This window comes from Rhodococcus sp. AQ5-07, assembly GCF_009707305.1.
Taxonomy (GTDB): domain Bacteria; phylum Actinomycetota; class Actinomycetes; order Mycobacteriales; family Mycobacteriaceae; genus Rhodococcus_F; species Rhodococcus_F erythropolis.
The window spans coordinates 5784832-5800669 of the sequence record NZ_CP046099.1 but is presented as its reverse complement, the minus strand read 5'-3'; the positions used below and the strand labels follow the sequence as shown (position 1 = coordinate 5800669).

Annotated in this window: 15 protein-coding genes; 4 read left to right on the top strand and 11 right to left on the bottom strand. The window is 63.5% G+C overall.

What is annotated here, in order from left to right; translation table 11 throughout:
• Positions 1-17: 17 nt before the first annotated feature.
• Positions 18-935, bottom strand: a complete 918-nt coding sequence (locus tag GJB56_RS26980) for a 3-oxoacyl-ACP reductase (protein ID WP_113682153.1) — start codon at positions 933-935, stop codon at positions 18-20.
• Positions 936-1044: 109 nt separating this feature from the next.
• A complete protein-coding gene (locus tag GJB56_RS26975) occupies positions 1045-1236 on the bottom strand; it encodes a ferredoxin (RefSeq protein WP_007734330.1) in 192 nt (63 codons plus the stop codon).
• A gap of 265 nt (positions 1237-1501) precedes the next feature.
• Here GJB56_RS26975 and GJB56_RS26970 point away from each other — a divergent pair, with 265 nt between their 5' ends.
• The 3 genes from GJB56_RS26970 (at position 1502) to GJB56_RS26960 (ending at position 5510) form a co-directional block, all read left to right on the top strand.
• The gene (locus GJB56_RS26970; RefSeq protein WP_003945878.1) at positions 1502-2683 is read left to right on the top strand and encodes an acyl-CoA dehydrogenase family protein; all 1182 of its coding nucleotides are present in this window, start codon (positions 1502-1504) and stop codon (positions 2681-2683) included.
• Positions 2684-2695: 12 nt separating this feature from the next.
• Positions 2696-3817, top strand: coding sequence for an acyl-CoA dehydrogenase family protein (locus GJB56_RS26965; RefSeq protein WP_020968503.1), 1122 nt, complete (start codon positions 2696-2698; stop codon positions 3815-3817).
• Between the two features lie 61 nt (positions 3818-3878).
• A complete protein-coding gene (locus GJB56_RS26960) occupies positions 3879-5510 on the top strand; it encodes a long-chain-fatty-acid--CoA ligase (protein WP_113682152.1) in 1632 nt (543 codons plus the stop codon).
• A gap of 9 nt (positions 5511-5519) precedes the next feature.
• On the opposite strand, the gene nagB is transcribed toward GJB56_RS26960, so the two are convergent.
• From nagB to GJB56_RS26915, 9 genes are read right to left on the bottom strand one after another with little or no spacing between them, the layout of a single operon-like run.
• Positions 5520-6299 (bottom strand): glucosamine-6-phosphate deaminase, encoded by a 780-nt coding sequence (gene nagB, locus GJB56_RS26955; RefSeq protein ID WP_020968501.1) that lies wholly within the window; start codon positions 6297-6299, stop codon positions 5520-5522.
• Between the two features lie 11 nt (positions 6300-6310).
• Entirely contained in the window at positions 6311-7495 is a 1185-nt protein-coding gene (locus tag GJB56_RS26950) for an N-acetylglucosamine-6-phosphate deacetylase (protein WP_097387844.1), read from the bottom strand.
• Complete coding sequence (locus tag GJB56_RS26945) at positions 7492-8184, bottom strand: SGNH/GDSL hydrolase family protein (protein ID WP_046377970.1); 693 nt, start codon at positions 8182-8184, stop codon at positions 7492-7494. The genes GJB56_RS26950 and GJB56_RS26945 overlap by 4 nt, the downstream gene beginning before the upstream one ends.
• Entirely contained in the window at positions 8181-8888 is a 708-nt protein-coding gene (locus GJB56_RS26940) for an N-acetylmannosamine-6-phosphate 2-epimerase (RefSeq protein ID WP_047889266.1), read from the bottom strand. The genes GJB56_RS26945 and GJB56_RS26940 overlap by 4 nt, the downstream gene beginning before the upstream one ends.
• On the bottom strand, positions 8885-9814 hold the full coding sequence (locus GJB56_RS26935) for an ROK family protein (RefSeq protein WP_019746991.1): 930 nt from the start codon (positions 9812-9814) through the stop codon (positions 8885-8887). Before GJB56_RS26935 ends, GJB56_RS26940 begins: the two co-directional genes overlap by 4 nt.
• 1 nt (position 9815) lies before the next feature.
• Complete coding sequence (locus GJB56_RS26930; protein ID WP_007734313.1) at positions 9816-10745, bottom strand: dihydrodipicolinate synthase family protein; 930 nt, start codon at positions 10743-10745, stop codon at positions 9816-9818.
• A gap of 46 nt (positions 10746-10791) precedes the next feature.
• Positions 10792-11850 carry a Gfo/Idh/MocA family protein gene (locus GJB56_RS26925; RefSeq protein WP_019746990.1) on the bottom strand — a complete coding sequence of 353 codons (1059 nt, stop codon included), beginning with the start codon at positions 11848-11850 and terminating at the stop codon, positions 10792-10794.
• Positions 11847-12842: a Gfo/Idh/MocA family protein gene (locus GJB56_RS26920; protein ID WP_113682151.1), complete on the bottom strand. Its 996-nt coding sequence runs from the start codon at positions 12840-12842 to the stop codon at positions 11847-11849. Before GJB56_RS26920 ends, GJB56_RS26925 begins: the two co-directional genes overlap by 4 nt.
• A complete protein-coding gene (locus tag GJB56_RS26915) occupies positions 12839-13897 on the bottom strand; it encodes a Gfo/Idh/MocA family protein (protein ID WP_113682150.1) in 1059 nt (352 codons plus the stop codon). The genes GJB56_RS26920 and GJB56_RS26915 overlap by 4 nt, the downstream gene beginning before the upstream one ends.
• A gap of 274 nt (positions 13898-14171) precedes the next feature.
• On the opposite strand from GJB56_RS26915, the gene GJB56_RS26910 reads away from it, so the two are divergent.
• Entirely contained in the window at positions 14172-15797 is a 1626-nt protein-coding gene (locus GJB56_RS26910; protein WP_113682424.1) for an ABC transporter substrate-binding protein, read from the top strand.
• The last annotated feature ends 41 nt before the right edge of the window (positions 15798-15838 follow it).

The window sequence follows — 15838 nt, the reverse complement described above, 5'->3', positions numbered from 1 at the left end:
AGAATCAGACCCGTCGATCAGCCCAACGCGCGCAGGGCCGCCGATGCCGAGAACATCTTTGCCGGGTCACGGTCAGCGAAGTAGTCACCCATCACCGCGGACAGCGTTTCCGGCGACCAGGAATCTCCCTCGGCGTCGAACCGCTGCTCGACGACGGGCGCCGCCATCAGCGCAACCATCGATCCGTACACCACGAATACCTGACCGTTGACGGCGTCGGCCGCCGGTGACGCCAGGTACGAGACGAGCGATGCCACATGCTCGGGCGAGAGCGGATCGATGCCGTCGGCCGGCGCGTCACCGAACACACCTTCGGTCATCGACGTCCGTGCCCGCGGGCAGATCGCGTTGGCCCGAACGCCGTAGCGCGAGAGCCCACGTGCGGCCGACAACGTCAGCGCCGTGATTCCGGCTTTTGCAGCGCCGTAGTTGGGCTGCCCTTCCGGTCCGAGAAGGCCCGCCTCCGAAGAAGTGTTGACGATGCGCCCGTACACCGGCGCCCCGGCTTCCTTGGATTTCGCCCGCCAGTAGGCAGCGGCGTTGCGGCACAGGAGGAAATGGCCGCGAAGATGAACTTCGAGGACCAGATCCCAGTCTTCGTCGGACATGTTGAACAGCATCCGGTCGCGTACGACGCCGGCATTGTTGACGACGATGTCGACGCTGCCGAACTGTCCCTGCGCTGCTTCCATCAGTGCGTCGGCGGTAGAACGCTCACCGACGTTGCCTGCCACGAATTCGACTTTGGCGCCGAGACCGCGGATCTCCTCGAGCGTTGCTTCGACGGCCTCGTTCGGGGCCAGATCGTTGACGACCAACGACGCACCGGCCTTCGCCAGACCGATGGCCTCGAACTTTCCGAGCCCCGATCCGGCACCGGTCACGATGGCGACCTTGCCTTCGAGACTGGTTTCTGGGCTGTTCACAGCATTCATCGAAGCGCTCTCCCGGTTCTCTGCGGTCGTGTGTCGAGTTACCCGGCTCGATTGCCGTGACCCACGAGTTCGCAACTTTAGAACGTGTTCTTGTTTTGGGCAACCATCGTCACGGATGTTCGGTCAGCGCCGCACGCGGGCACTGAGCGATCGCGGAACGGACATCTTCCCAGCGATCCTCCGGCGGACGCACGGAACTGATCACGAGCTCCTCGTTGTCGTCGAGGTCGAAAATATCGGGTGCGATCCCTACGCACACACCGTTTGCCTCGCAACGGTCCAGATCAACCCTGACCTCCATGGCGATTCCTCTTCTCTACTCACTACTACTGGCGCGAACACGGATACGAAACGAGTGCCGCAGGGCTGTGCCGCACACCGTTCCTGGCGATAACACTAGAACCTGTTTCAGTCGTGTGCAATGATTCGAAAAAGTACCGAGAACGGACGTCGAACGATCCGCCGGAGACGGCGAGAGCGTCCCTTGTCGCCGATGTACGCATCGATAGAACCTGTGTCAATCGAATGGTTGGCGCTTTGATTCGTATCTCTATGGAGAGGTAACCATGCACATCACCTACACCCCTGAGCAGCAACAGCTCCAGGAGGAGTTGCGTGCCTACTTCGCACAACTGATGACTCCCGAGCGGCGTGAAGCACTCGCTGCCACGACGGGTGAATACGGCGAAGGCAATGTGTACCGCGAAGTCGTCGCGCAGATGGGCCAGGACGGCTGGCTCACGCTGGGTTGGCCGAAAGAGTACGGCGGACAGGAACGCTCCGCGATGGACCAGCTGATCTTCACCGACGAAGCTGCCATTGCCGGTGCGCCCGTGCCGTTCCTGACGATCAATTCCGTAGCGCCGACAATCATGCATTTCGGGACGGACGAGCAGAAGGCCTTCTTCCTGCCCAAGATCTCCCGCGGTGAGCTCCACTTCGCGATCGGCTACTCCGAGCCCGAGGCCGGCACCGACCTGGCGTCTCTGCGCACGTCGGCCGTCCGTGACGGTGACGATTACGTCATCAACGGGCAGAAGATGTGGACGAGCCTGATCCAGTACGCCGATTACGTGTGGTTGGCGTGCCGCACCGATCCGGAAGCCAAGAAGCACAAGGGAATCAGCATGCTGATCGTCCCGACCACCGCAGAAGGCTTCTCCTACACCCCGGTTCACACCATGGCCGGCCCCGACACCAGCGCCACTTACTACCAGGACGTACGGGTCCCGGCGTCGTCGATAGTCGGCCAGGAACACGGCGGCTGGGCACTGATCACCAATCAGCTCAACCACGAGCGTGTTGCCCTCACCTCGGCCGGACCGATTCTGACCGCGCAGCGTGAGGTCCGCGAGTGGGCACAGAACACCAAGCTGCCCGACGGCCGACGCATGATCGACCAGGAATGGGTGCAGATCAATCTGGCTCGCGTGCATGCCAAGGCCGAGTACCTGAAGTTGATGAACTGGGAAATCGCCTCCGCAACCGATCACGCTCCAGGTCCCGAAGCGGCGTCGGCCAACAAGGTGTTCGGTACCGAATTCGCCACCGAGGCTTACCGCTTGCTGATGGAGATCCTCGGATCCTCCGCCACGATCAGGCAGAACTCCCCCGGCGCTCTTCTACGCGGACGCATCGAACGCATGCATCGTTCTTCGCTGATCCTGACGTTCGGCGGCGGTACCAACGAAGTGCAACGCGACATCATCGGCATGACAGCTCTGCGGCTTCCCGCATCGAAGCGATAAGGACCAACGATCATGGAATTCACCCTTACCGAGGCCCAGCAGGACCTGTCCGGACTGACACGATCCGTCGTCACCGAACTGGTCACCAACGACCGCCTTCGTGAACTCGACGCCGCCGAAGACCGTTTCGACGCCCTCTTGTGGAACGCTCTGGCTTCGGCCGGCGTTCTCGGCGCGGCCCTTCCGGAATCGGTGGGCGGCGACGGATTCGGTGTCCTCGAGCAGTGCAGCATCCTGGCCGAACTCGGCCGCGGCGTCGCAGCTGTTCCGTTCCTGACGTCCATCGTCGGGTCCGCCGCAGCGATAGCCGAATTCGGCTCGGACAAGCAGCGCGACGACTGGGCAAGCGCTGCCGCTGCCGGTGAGAAGATACTCACCGCGGCCCTCGCCGAGGAATACAACGACGACCCGGCACACCCGATCACGCGTGCCGAGAAGACCGCCGATGGTTGGCGCATCGACGGAGCAAAGATCACCGTCGACAGTGCTCCGCTCGCAGATCTGTTCCTCGTCCCCGCCATCACCGAGGACGGTGTCGCGGTCTTCCTCGTCGAACCGTCGGACGCGGGCGTGAGCATTACCAGGCAATCGACCACGGATTTCTCGAGTGCGGCCCTGGTCGAGTTCGATTCGGTGCAGATCCCGGCCGATCGTGTTCTCGGCTCGGTTGCCCAAGGATCCGACATCGCGGCGTGGATCGTCGAACGAATTCAGCTCGGTTCCAGCGCCTACCAGTACGGGGTGCTCGATCAAGCGCTGAAGCTGACCGCCGAATACGCCACCGAGCGTGTGCAGTTCGGCCGTCCGATCGGTAGTTTCCAGGCCGTGGCCCAGCGCCTCGCCGACGGATACATCGACGTCAAGGGCGTTCGCCTGACTCTCTGGGCCGCAGCGTGGCGTCTGAGCGAAGGACTTCCGTCCGACGGGGCCGTGCAGACGGCCAAGTTCTGGGCTGCAGATGCGGGACACCGCGTCGGGCACACCGCTGTTCACGTTCACGGCGGTGTTGGTCTGGACGAGGACCATCCGGTTCACCGCTACTTCCTCGCGGCCAAGCATCACGAGTTCCTGCTCGGCAACGCAACAGATCAGCTTCGCGCACTGGGTAAGGAACTTGCCGCAGTTCCTGCCTGAGTGCGTCCCACCGAGTGGAAATCCATGACCTGGTCCGAGACGAATCGATGATGATGCAGCTATGAGTCAGAGCCCCACTGTTTCCGATCTACTCCTCGGAGTCAGCGAGATCGACGACCGCGGTATCCGTTTCGAGGACCAGGTCATCACCTGGCGCGAGCACATTCAAGGCTCGTTCGATCGAGCAGCGCTGCTGGACACGCTGCTCGATCGAACGCGCCCCCGGCATTTCGGTCTTCTGATGGAGAACGTCCCCGAATTCTCACTACTGCTCGGCGCAGCATCGTTCTCGGGTTCGGTTGCTGCCGGACTGAACACGACCAGGCGCGGCCCGGCATTGGCGCGAGACATCCAACTCTCCGACTGCCAGGTCATCTTCACCGAGAACAACCAGGCACATCTACTCGACGACGTCGATCTCGGTGACGTCCGGGTGATCAACGTGGATTCTCCGGCCTGGACGCAATTGTTGGCGCCCTTCGCCGATACGCCGACCTACGCGTCGACGGCGCAGCCCGACGATCTGTTGATGCTCATTTTCACTTCCGGTACAAGCGGTGATCCCAAAGCGGTTCGGTGCACGCACCACAAGTTGGCCTCTCCCGGAGTCATGCTCGCCGATCGTTTCGGGCTCGGCGCCGACGACGTCGTCTACATGGCGATGCCCATGTTCCATTCCAACGCCATGATGGCGGCGTGGACGGTCGCGCTGCACGCTCGTGCGGGAATTGCCATGCGCCGCAAGTTCTCCGCTTCGGGCTTTCTGCCCGACGTTCACAAGTACGGAATCACGTACTCCAACTACGTCGGAAAGCCGTTGTCCTTCATCGCTTCCACCCCCGAGGTGCCGAACGAGCGGGAGAACACCTTGAAGATCATGTACGGCAACGAGGGTTCGGCGCCCGCCGTCGCCACCTTCGTCCGGCGCTTCGATGCCCGCGTCATCGACGGGTTCGGTTCCACCGAGGGCGGCATTTCGATTTCCGCGGCGCCGGTGCCGCGGACCGGCGCCCTCGGACTTCTCCCGGACGGGGTCAAGATCCTCGATCCCGAGACCGGAGCCCCATGCCCGCCTGCAGTCTTCGACGCTGACGGCCGGATCACCAATGCCGACGAGGCAACCGGTGAACTGGTCAACGTCACCGGCCCAGGCACATTCGCCGGGTACTACAAGAACCCGGAAGCCGACGCCGAGCGAATGCGCAACGGCCAGTACTGGAGCGGCGATCTGGCGTACACCGATGTCGACGGCTACGTCTACTTCGCGGGACGCAGTTCCGGTTGGCTACGAGTGGACGGCGAGAACATCGGCGCCGCACCCATCGAACGCTCGCTCGTCGGTTACCCGGGCTTCGCGCAGGTGTCCGTGTACGCAGTCCCCGACAGCGATGTCGGCGACCGCGTCATGGCGTCGGTGATTCCGGTCGGCGACGTCGACAACTTCGACCCGGCAGCCGTAGCCGAATACATCGATTCCCGGCCGGAACTCGGGCCGAAGCAGAAACCGACCTTGATCCGCGTGTGCAGTGAGTTCCCGAGAACGGCGACGTTCAAGGTGGTCACTCGAACGCAGAGCGCCGAACGATGGAACACATCCGATCCGGTGTGGATCCGCCGGCGCGGAGAATCCGACTTCCAATTACTCACTCCCGAAATGGCACTCGGCCTCGAGAAGACGCGAGAGCCCGTCTAGCCCGATATCTCAGTAGTGCTGAGCAAGCGGTTTGTGCGCAGACACCGTTTTGTAGAACTCGGTGAGCCGAAGCTGTGATGCCGCTGCATCGTCGATCACCACCGTCGCGTGTGGATGCAGTTGGAGAACCGATGCCGGGCACACCGCGGCCAGAGGCCCCTCGACGGCAGCGGCAATCGCAGCGGCCTTGTGCTCGCCGGTCGCGATCATCACCAGATGATTTGCTTCGCAGATAGTTCCGAGGCCCTGGGTGATCACATGCCGTGGTACCTCGTCCGGACTCTCGAAGAATCGGGCGTTGTCGGTTCGAGTCTGTTCCGTCAGCGTCTTGACCCGGGTCCTCGAATTCAGCGAGGACGTCGGTTCGTTGAAACCGATGTGACCGTTGCCGCCGATGCCCAGAAGTTGTACGTCCACCGGACCATTCGACGCAATCGCCCGGTCGTAGGCTGCCGCGGCGGCAAATGGATCCGGCGCGGTGCCGTCGGGGCTGAATACCCTTGCCGCGTCCAGGTCCAGGTGATTCACCAGCTCGGTGCGGATCACCTGGGCATACGACTCCGGGTGGCCTTCCGGCAGGCCGACGTATTCGTCCAACAGGAACGCCTGCACGCCGGCAAAACTCAACCCGTCCTCGCGGTGACGGCGCGCGAGTTCGCGGTAGACAGAGAGCGGTGAAGACCCCGTCGCCAGGCCCAAAGTCCTTGAACCTGAATGCACCGCGTGTTCGAAGATGTCGGCAACAACGGTGCCGGCCGCATCCGCACTGTCGACAATGACAATTTCCATCGGTTGATTCCTCAGCTTTCGGTGTAGTTCATGAGCCAGTTCCCAGCGGCCATGACGGCGCGGGTTTCGAGTTCTGGACCGGTGACGATCAGATCGGCGCGGCAACCCGGCACGAGATCGCCGACCATTCCGGCCAGCCCCATCAGCGAAGCAGGCGTTGCCGTCGCTGCGATGACAGCCGAAAGCAGATCGACGCCGGCGTGATTGACAGCCCGGCGGACTATGTCCATCAACCGACTCGTCCCGCCGGCAATGGCCGTTTCCCCCTGGCCGGCCAATCGCGCCACGCCACCGACCACGTCGACGTCGAGAGGCCCGAGCGGGTAACGGCCGTCGGGCATTCCGGCGGCAGCCATCGCGTCGGAGACCAACGCGATCTGATGCGGACCGACAAGATCGAACACCGTCGCTACCGTCTCGTCGGCCAGATGTACTCCGTCCCCGACCAACTCGACCACCATCTGTCCTTTCGCAGCCGCGGCAAGACATGCCGCCACTGCGCCGGGAGCACGGTGATGCATCGGCGCCATACCGTTGAACAGGTGAGTGGCACTGAGCGGTGCATGCGCCGAGTGTGCGATCGAACGTGTCGCAATCGGGTTGGACGCATCGGTGTGTCCGATACTCACGACGGCACCGTGACGCTCCAGCAATGAGGCAAGTTCGTCGAAGTGTGCTGTCTCCGGAGCGATCGTCATCGAGCGAATGCGCCCACGGCCGGCTTCGAGCAGCGACTCGAGCAGAGCCGGGTCGCCGTCGAGAATGCTGTCGGGATCCTGGGCGCCACAACGAAGTACCGAAAGGAATGGACCTTCCAGGTGAATTCCGACCAGCGTGCCCTCGTCCACCAGTCCTGCCAGGAGCTCGATGCGACTGCGCAGGATCTGCGGCGGCGCGGAGACGAGCGAGCCGATCACCGAGGTCGTGCCGTTCGTCCGATGGTGATCGGCAGCCACGGTGGATCCGAACTCGTCTGCCTCGGGGAAACCGAATCCGCCGGCGCCGTGGCAGTGAACGTCGACCAAACCCGGAATGATCGTTGTTCCCGCAGCTGCCCGTTCGGGTAACGGGTCGGTTCGCTGCGACGCGGGTCCGGCCCACACCACACGATCACCCGAGATCTCGACAACCCCGTCCGAGAGCAATCGACCACCGGTCACCAATTGTCCACGCAGAATTTGTCCACGAAGTGTCACGACATCACCTGCGGTACAACGGGAACTTCGGCATCCGCGATCGACAACTCACGGAGCACGGCGTCCGCGAGCACGTAGTGCCCTTGTTCGTTCGGATGGAACGCGTCAGCCAGGAGAGCCGGCGGTGGACCCTCGGGAGAATCGGCCGTCCACTGCGCGTAGTGGTCGACGAACACCGCACGCGTCGAGGCGGCAACCTGCCGCACGACCTCGACGTACTGAACCAATCCCGCTCTGGTGGGCGCATTCTCGACGTCGATCGGTGGCGGCGTCTGCAGGATCGGCACCGCACCGATCGCTCGCGTCCGGAAAATCATGTCAGAGAGGTCGTCTCGAAACCGCTCCAGTCCTTCTTCGCCATTCAATGCGTCATTCGTACCGAGCATGATCAACACCACCGAGGGTTCGAACACTTCGATGCGGTGTGCGAAACCTGCACGCACATCGGAGGATCGATTGCCGCTCACCCCGGTGTTGACAAGGACGTGGTTGAACAAGGAAAGTTCACCACGGACGCGCTCGGCGCAGTGTTCGACGTAACTTCGATGACCGTCGGTGTGCGTCAATCCCTGAGTGATGCTGTCGCCGGTGAAGACCCACCGGATCGGCGTCGACGAGTCTACGAGCAAAGTCTCCAGTCGAATCCGTTCAGCAGTCTTGGACTTCAAAGCCTTCGACGTCGGGGTCACACCCTCTGCCCTTCGGCGCCCGATACTGCGGCTGCAAATTTCGACGTGATGAACGCCGGATCCGTGATTGCGGTTCCGACAACCACCGAGTCTGCACCCAGGGCGATGGCGCGTGCCGCATCCTCCGGGCTGTGGTATCGCCCCTCGGCGATGAGGACTACATCTGGAAGTGCCTGCCGCAGTTCCGAGATCAGCTCCAGATCCGGGCCGGCCAGGCGTCGGCTGTTCTCGGTATATCCCGCCAGTGTGCTGGAGATGATGTCGGCGCCCGCCGCGGCGGCAGCGATGCCGTCCTCGAGTGTTCCACAATCAGCCATGACGAGGCCGCCGCGATCATGGACCGCGTCGACGGTGTCGGCAAAGGTCAGCCCGTCCGGACGAGGTCGCAGGGTGGCGTCGGCAGCCACGATCTGCGCACCCGAATCCACGACTTCGAGGGCTGATTCCCTTGTCGGCGTGATGAACACGCCCTCCGAGCCGATCTTCGTCAAACCGATCACCGGTACCTTCACTGCCGACACGACTGCGGCGACATCCGGGGTTCCGCCCACACCGCCGCAGCGGATCGCCACTGCACCGCCGTCGACCGCGGCGCGGGCCATCCTCTCGATGGTCCCGGTGTCGCGCAAGGCATGGCCGTGTCCGGCCTGACAGGACACGATCAGCTTCCCGCTGATGATGGTGAGCAGTTCTTCGACAGTCACGGTGTTACCTCGATTCGTGTTGCGGCGGCCAGGAGCGCAGCTCCGACGAGCGGCGCATCGGTGCCCAAACGGGCAGGAAGAATGGCGGTTTCGGCAATGGGACCCATCGCTTCCACCCGGAAAGCGGACGTCAGCGGCGACAAGAGGTCGGCTCCGATCTGGGCTGCGCCGCCGCCGATGACGATCACCTCGGGATCGAATGCGGTGGCGACGCCGGCCAGGACTCGGCCGAGCAGAGTACCGGCGTCGGTGACCACGGCACGGGCGATCGGGTCGCCGGAGCGCATGAGTGCCACCACCTTCTGCAACGGTTGAGTGGGCACACCTGCCCGCGCTGCGTACTCGGCCGCCATCGCCGGGCCAGAGGCGACTGCCTCGAGGTGATCGGTTCTACCGCAACCGCAACCTATCGCCCCGGAGACCGGAACCAGCAGATGCGCGAGCTCGCCGGCTGTTCCGTGGGCGCCGTGATACAGCTGTCCGCCCACGGTCAACGCGCCACCGATTCCAGTACCGATCGAGACGAACAGTGCAGAGCTTCGACCGCGACCGGCGCCGATCATGTTCTCGCCGTGGGCCATCGCGCGCACGTCGTTGTCCACCGTCACCGGTAGACCCGAGTGCGCCTCGAGTTCCCCGCGAACCTCGGCGCCACTCCATCCGGACAGAATGTCGGAGGCGAAGACGACGCGGCCACGCACCCGATCGATGATTCCCGGTGCACCGACTCCGATTCCGGCTACCGGGTGATCCGCCCTCAAACGGTCGACCAACGCGGTGGCGGTCTCGAGAACAGCCTCCCTACCGGCCGTCGGTGTTGCCGCACGAACGGTGTCGATCACGTCTCCGTCGGACGTCACCACCGCGGCAGCCACTTTGGTGCCGCCGATGTCGATGCCGATCCATCGCTTCTGCCCAGGTGTCATGTCAGAGGAGCCCGGCCTGTTCCAGAACGACCTTGATCGTTGCGGTCTCGGACTCGTCGAGCGAGAGCATCGGGGCGCACATCGTGTTGCCGGTGATGACGCCGCGCAAGGCCAGAGCCGTCTTGAATGCGCCCAGACCCGCGGCACCGGCACTGACGCGACCCGGTGTCGGTGCCTCGACGATGGAGAACAGATCGGTGAGTCGATCCTGCTCGGCCTTCGCCGCCGCCCAGTCTCCTGCCTGCGCAGCGCGCCACAGTCGCACGTAACCGTGGGGGTCCACGTTGGCCAGGCCGGGCACAGCGCCCGAAGCACCCATCAGCAGGCAACCGTCGACGACTACCTCGTGCCCGGTGAAGACGGCGAAGTTTTCGAGCCCGGCCGACTGACGGAGCAACATACGGAAACTGACGTCGTCGCCGCTCGAATCCTTCACGCCGGCGATGACTCCCTCGCGACCGAGCTCGACCAGCATTGCCGGGCTGAGTTTGCTGTGGACACGAACCGGGACGTCGTAGGCGAACAACGGAAGATCCACTGCGGCGTGGATGGAGCGGAAATGCGTTGCCGTCTCGGCTGCGTCGGTGATCGCGTAGAACGGCGCCGTCGCGACGATGGCATCCGCACCCGCTTCACGCGCCTGCTCGGCGACGGCGATGACCCGGTTGGTGGTCATGTCGTTCACGCCGACGAGGACCGGTACCTGGCCGCCGACGTGACCGATGGCCGTCTGCACCACCTGGGCGCGCTGAGCGTCGGTGAGGTAACCGACCTCACCCGAGGAACCGAGGACGAACAAGCCGTCGACTCCGGCTTCGATCTGCAGTGAGAGCAGGCGTTCGAGCGACGTGGTGTCGACCTCGCCCTCGAGCGTCAGTGGTGTGACGATCGGCGGGACGATTCCGCTGAAGGTGGTGGTTTCCGTGCTCATGGGGTCTCCATATGTTGGTTGTCGGATTGAGTTGTGGGTGCGGCTGTCAGGGAGAGACGGAGACCGGCTGACCGCTCGAGGCGGACAGATAGGCAGCATCGATCACGCGCATCGACGCGCGGGCGTCTGCCACGGTGTAGTCGGGTTCGGTCCGTGTGGGAAGTCGATCGAGCACGTGAGAGAGAAAGCTCGACACCGCGTTGTCCGAACCGAAGCCGCCGATGGGTAGTGCGGTCACGTCTCCCGAGGATGCGAAGTGGGTCACCGCGGGTTTGTCGTCGTCGGAACTCGCGTATCCGTGGGAGCCGAGGACCCGAAGCGTCGCGGTATTCGCGCCGAAACCCGGTGCTGCGGGGATTCTTCCGACGGTCACCGTCGCGGTGACGCCGTTTTCCAGGGCGAGCGAGATCAACGCCGTGTCTTCGACTCCGAACTGCTGGTGGGCCCCGCCGTAGAGTGTGCTCGTCTCGGCGTACACCTCGGTGACGTCCAGGCCGGTGAGGTATCTGAGGTAGTCGGCGGCGTAACCGGCGAAGTTCACTACTTCTCCCCCGCCGGAAAGCGCGGGATCCACCACCAGTTCGGGACGCTCGACGGACGTCGCGAAATGTGTTCCGCTTGCCAGGAACTCGATGTCCACGTGGCGCGGCAGTCCGAGGTTTCCGGCATCGATCCAGCGGCGCAGTCGCCGGAGCGCAGGTGAATGAGTGCGGTTCACCACCGTACAGATTCGCCCGTTCGACCGTGCCGCTTCCTCGACCGCCGCGGCCTCCGACTCGTCGATACCCACCGGCTTGTCCACCAGGACGTCGAGTCCCGCGTTCAGTGCGGCAATCGCAAGCCGTGCATGCCTGGTCGGCTCACTGCAGATGATCGCCAGGTCTATCCGTTCGGGGTCGAGCAGCTCGCCGAGTTCGTCGATCCACTCGATGTCTGCGGCCTTTGCCATCGCGATTCCGTCCTCACGAATCCAATCGGGGACCGAGGATTCGTCGGAGGCCCCGATCAAGCTCACTCGAGGATCGGAGCGCAACAGGTCCGCATAGGAGCCGGCATGCCTTACGCCGCTGACAAATCCGACGCGGATCGAACCGGTGCCGGTCATCGGTGTTCTCCGATCGAAATCGCGCGGCCGGTGTCGAGTGACTGTTGTGCAGCGATGGCAGTCGCGAGAGCTGCACGTACCTGCCAGTTCTCGACTATCGGGGTCGCGGAACCGTCGAGAGTGGCGATCCAGTGGCGCATCTGATGCGCCATCGCATCTTCGATCGACGACGGCGGCGCGTTTGTCGTATCCGTCATCAGGCCTGGGTCGTCGCCGGTGTCGTGCGCGAGCGTGCCGGATGTCCCCGACACCACGATCCGGCGCACCATCTTTCCCGATTGCGGCAGTGCGTAAGCCAATTCGATGAGCGCCAGCGATCCGTCCTCGAAGCGAACGGTCAGATGGAAGCTGTCGTGCACGGGCATCCCCGCCGCGAAGGTGGGGAAACTACGAGCGAACACACGGATCGGACGACGACCGATCAGCCACGTCACCAGATCGAGAGCGTGGGTTCCGTTGTGAACGGGGTGACCACCCGAGCGGTCCTTGTCGTGTTGCCAGCCTCGCCAGCCCCCTGGCCAGACGTGGCCGGTGTACCAACTGAGGTGGATCAGCCGGGGGTCGCCGATGGCGCCTTGTGCAACCGAGTTTCCGATCGAGGAGATCGACGGCTGGAATCGTACGGTCTGTCCGACCATCAGTGAGGCGCCGCCACCTTCGGTGGCCTCGACCATCGCGTCGAAGTCCGCGACTGTCAGCGCGGCCGGCTTCTCCACGTGCACATGCTTTCCCGCGCGGCCTGCGGCAATCGTCACGGGCGCGTGGTCCGGAGTGGCCCCCACGACGTTGACCGCGTGCACGCTCGGGTCTGCGAGAATCTTCGCCAGATCGGTACTGGCTTTCGCACCCGGCGCCAATGCCGCAACCGATGCGGCACGGTCCAAGTCACTGCCGAATACGTAGACGACTTCGACCGACGGGATGCGCGCCAAAGCGCTGACGTGGTCCCGCGCGATTGCGCCGCTGCCGATGACGGCTACACGCACGGTCACTTCGCACTTCCCGACAGCGCCGCCGGTTCCCCGCCACCGAGTCGCACCTGCTCGGCGACGACGAGTGCGCGTTCACGTGCGTATGTCAACGGTGAGCCGGAGTCAGCCTTGCCGTCGAGAACTGCTGCCATCTCGTCGATTTCGTGGCGAATCGCAGCCTGCATCCACAGCGAGGATCCTCCGTTCCCCGAGTTGTACTTCTGCGTCCTGCTCGCAGAGTCGATCAACGATTGGTTCTCGGCGTCGACGTCGAAGATCTGCCACGACTCTTCGACCCGTCCCCCGCGCAGTCGGCTGACCCGGCCGGTGTGGAAGTCCGCGTGGACCGAGCCTTCGGCGGCATCGACCGTCAGCTCCCACGAAGAAGTGTGTGAACGCGTCGAGATGGTGTGCCTGCCGATCGCGCCGCCGGCGAACGACACCACTGTGTTGCGGAAGCCGTCGTCTGCGGTGGCGATGCTCGACACGGCAGTCACCTCGCCGCCGAGCCAGCACATCAGGTCCAGTTCGTGAATCTCGTGAGTCAGTTCTCCACCCGTTCGGCTCTTGTCGAGCTTCCACCACTGTGGATCTGCGCCGTCGGTGTCGATCCAGCGTGAGCGAGACGTTTCGATCGCAGCGACCTCGCCGAGCTCCCCCGACGCCAGCAGGTCCGCCAGACGTCGTACACCCGGCATCATCCGCATGATGTGCCCGACCATCAACGGCGAACCGCTCGCGTCGGCGCTCGCGATCATGTTCTGCGCATCGACCAGTTCGACGGCAAGTGGCTTCTCGACAAAAACTGCCTTGCCGTGTTCGAGTGCCGCGATGGCAGGTTCGGCGTGCGCGTGATTGGGCGTCGCGACGACAACGAGGGCCAACTCCGGGTGAGCGGCCACCGCGTCGTGATCGTCTGTCGGGGTTGCCGAGAACTCTGCGGCGACGTCCTTGGCCCGCTCGAAGTCACGGTCGCACAGCATCGCCAGTTCGAAACGTGGATGGGCAGCCAGCTCGCGAGCGAGGGAACTACCGAAGAATCCGCAACCGACCACACCGACTTTGTATCGGGTCATGAAGTCTCCAAAGATTGGATGAGGGATGTCCTATGTTATACGGCCAGCGTCATCGGTCGTCAATTCGACGTCGGTAACGCAGTCTTCATCTATGCAGGTGAGCGCACTATTTTTGGTTCAAAACCGGCGAAACGTCCAAGTTCAGCGCCGCCAGTTCCGAAGATTCTCTAGACGCTTTCTGATCCACAATGTAAGTTACGCAACATCGGACGTCGAACATAGGACATCCCCTATCCACTCCCTTGATGTCCCGCTCCCCGCCTTGGAGGCCGCCTTGAAGAACGAACGACCGCTGAGCTCCGCGTTCACACGCCGAGACCTGTTCCGGTACACCGGGCTACTGGGAGCTGCAGCAGGTATCACCGCGACTCTCGCGGCCTGTGGCGGCGGCCCGTCGTCGACCTCGGTTGTCGGCGGTTCCGCGAGCACCGGCGATCTGACCACCGCCATCGGATACGGCAACGACCAGAGCTTCGACCCGATGCAGACTGCATCCGGTTTCCTCATGGCAGCGATCAACCACGTCTACGAGGGACTGCTCGAAAACGATCCAGGCACCGGTGAGACGTATGCGGCGCTCGCACAGGCCGTCCCGACCGACGCCACCGCCTCGAGCTGGACCATGAAAATCCGCGAGGGAGCAACCTGGCACGACGGCACTCCGGTCACCTCGGACGACGCCGTCTTCACCTTCGATCGCATCCTCGATCCACAGCAGAACGTACTGATCCGCTCCTTCTTCTCCTCCTGGTTGCAGTCCGTCACCAAGGTCGACGACCAAACGGTGACCCTGAACTTCAACTACCCGTTCAGCGCTGCCGCACAGCGTCTCTCGATCGCCAAGATCATGCCCAAGCACGTCTTCGACGGCCACTGGGACGAGGCCAAGTCCGGAGCGCTGGTCGTCGGTTCCGGTCCGTACAAGCTCAAGAGCCACACCCCCAAGAGCAACACAGCTTTCGAGGCGTTCGAGGCGTACAACGGGCCGCGTCCGGCCAACTTCGCGACCATGAACTGGCTCTCCATCGTCGACACCTCCTCACGCATCGCGCGCGTCTCGGGCAACAATGCCGGTGCACAACTCGCCGACAACATCCCCGTCGCCAACGTCCCCACCCTCACCTCCGGTGGGCGCACCGTCGAGGGCAACCCGGGCATGAACCTCATGTACCTGCTCTTCGACACCACTCAGGCACCGTTCGACGACGTTCGTGTTCGCCAGGCGATGTTCTATGCGATCAACACCCCGAAGATGATCGAGATCGCCCTCGGCGGCAAGGCAGCACCGGCCACGAGCTACCTGTACGAGCGCAACCCCGACTACGCGCGAGCGTCCACTGTCTACTCGTACGATCCGGACAAGGCCCGCTCGCTCCTCACTGCCGCCGGTGTAAGTGGCCTCGACCTGACGCTGCTCTCCACCAACGTCAGCTGGTTGGCCGACTGCTTGCCGACCATCAAAGAGTCTTGGGACGCAGTCGGATTCAACACGACGCTGGAACCGCAGGATACCAGCGCCATGGTGAGCAAGCTCAACAGCGGCCAGAAGTTCCAGATCGCTGCGGGTACGTCCAACCCACAGGCGTTCGGCAGCGACGTCGACCTCCTCGTGCGCTACACGTACAGCAAGGGCGGCCTGTGGACGAAGACCTACGCCAAGTGGGACGACACCCCCGAGGCACAGAAGATCTACGCCACCATGGACGAGGCCACCCGCGAGACAGACCCGGCAAAGCGCAGCACCCTTGTGCAGTCGTACCTGAACCAGATCGCCGAAAACGCTGTCTACTATCCGGTTCTCCATCAGGAACTCCTGACTGCGTGGGATCCGAAGAAGATCGCCGACGTCACTCCGCTGCCGTACCCCGGCGTCAACCTGCTTCAGGCGAAGCCGGCCTGATACCCGCCCGCTCGGCCGTTTCCCACAACTGAGAGATTCCC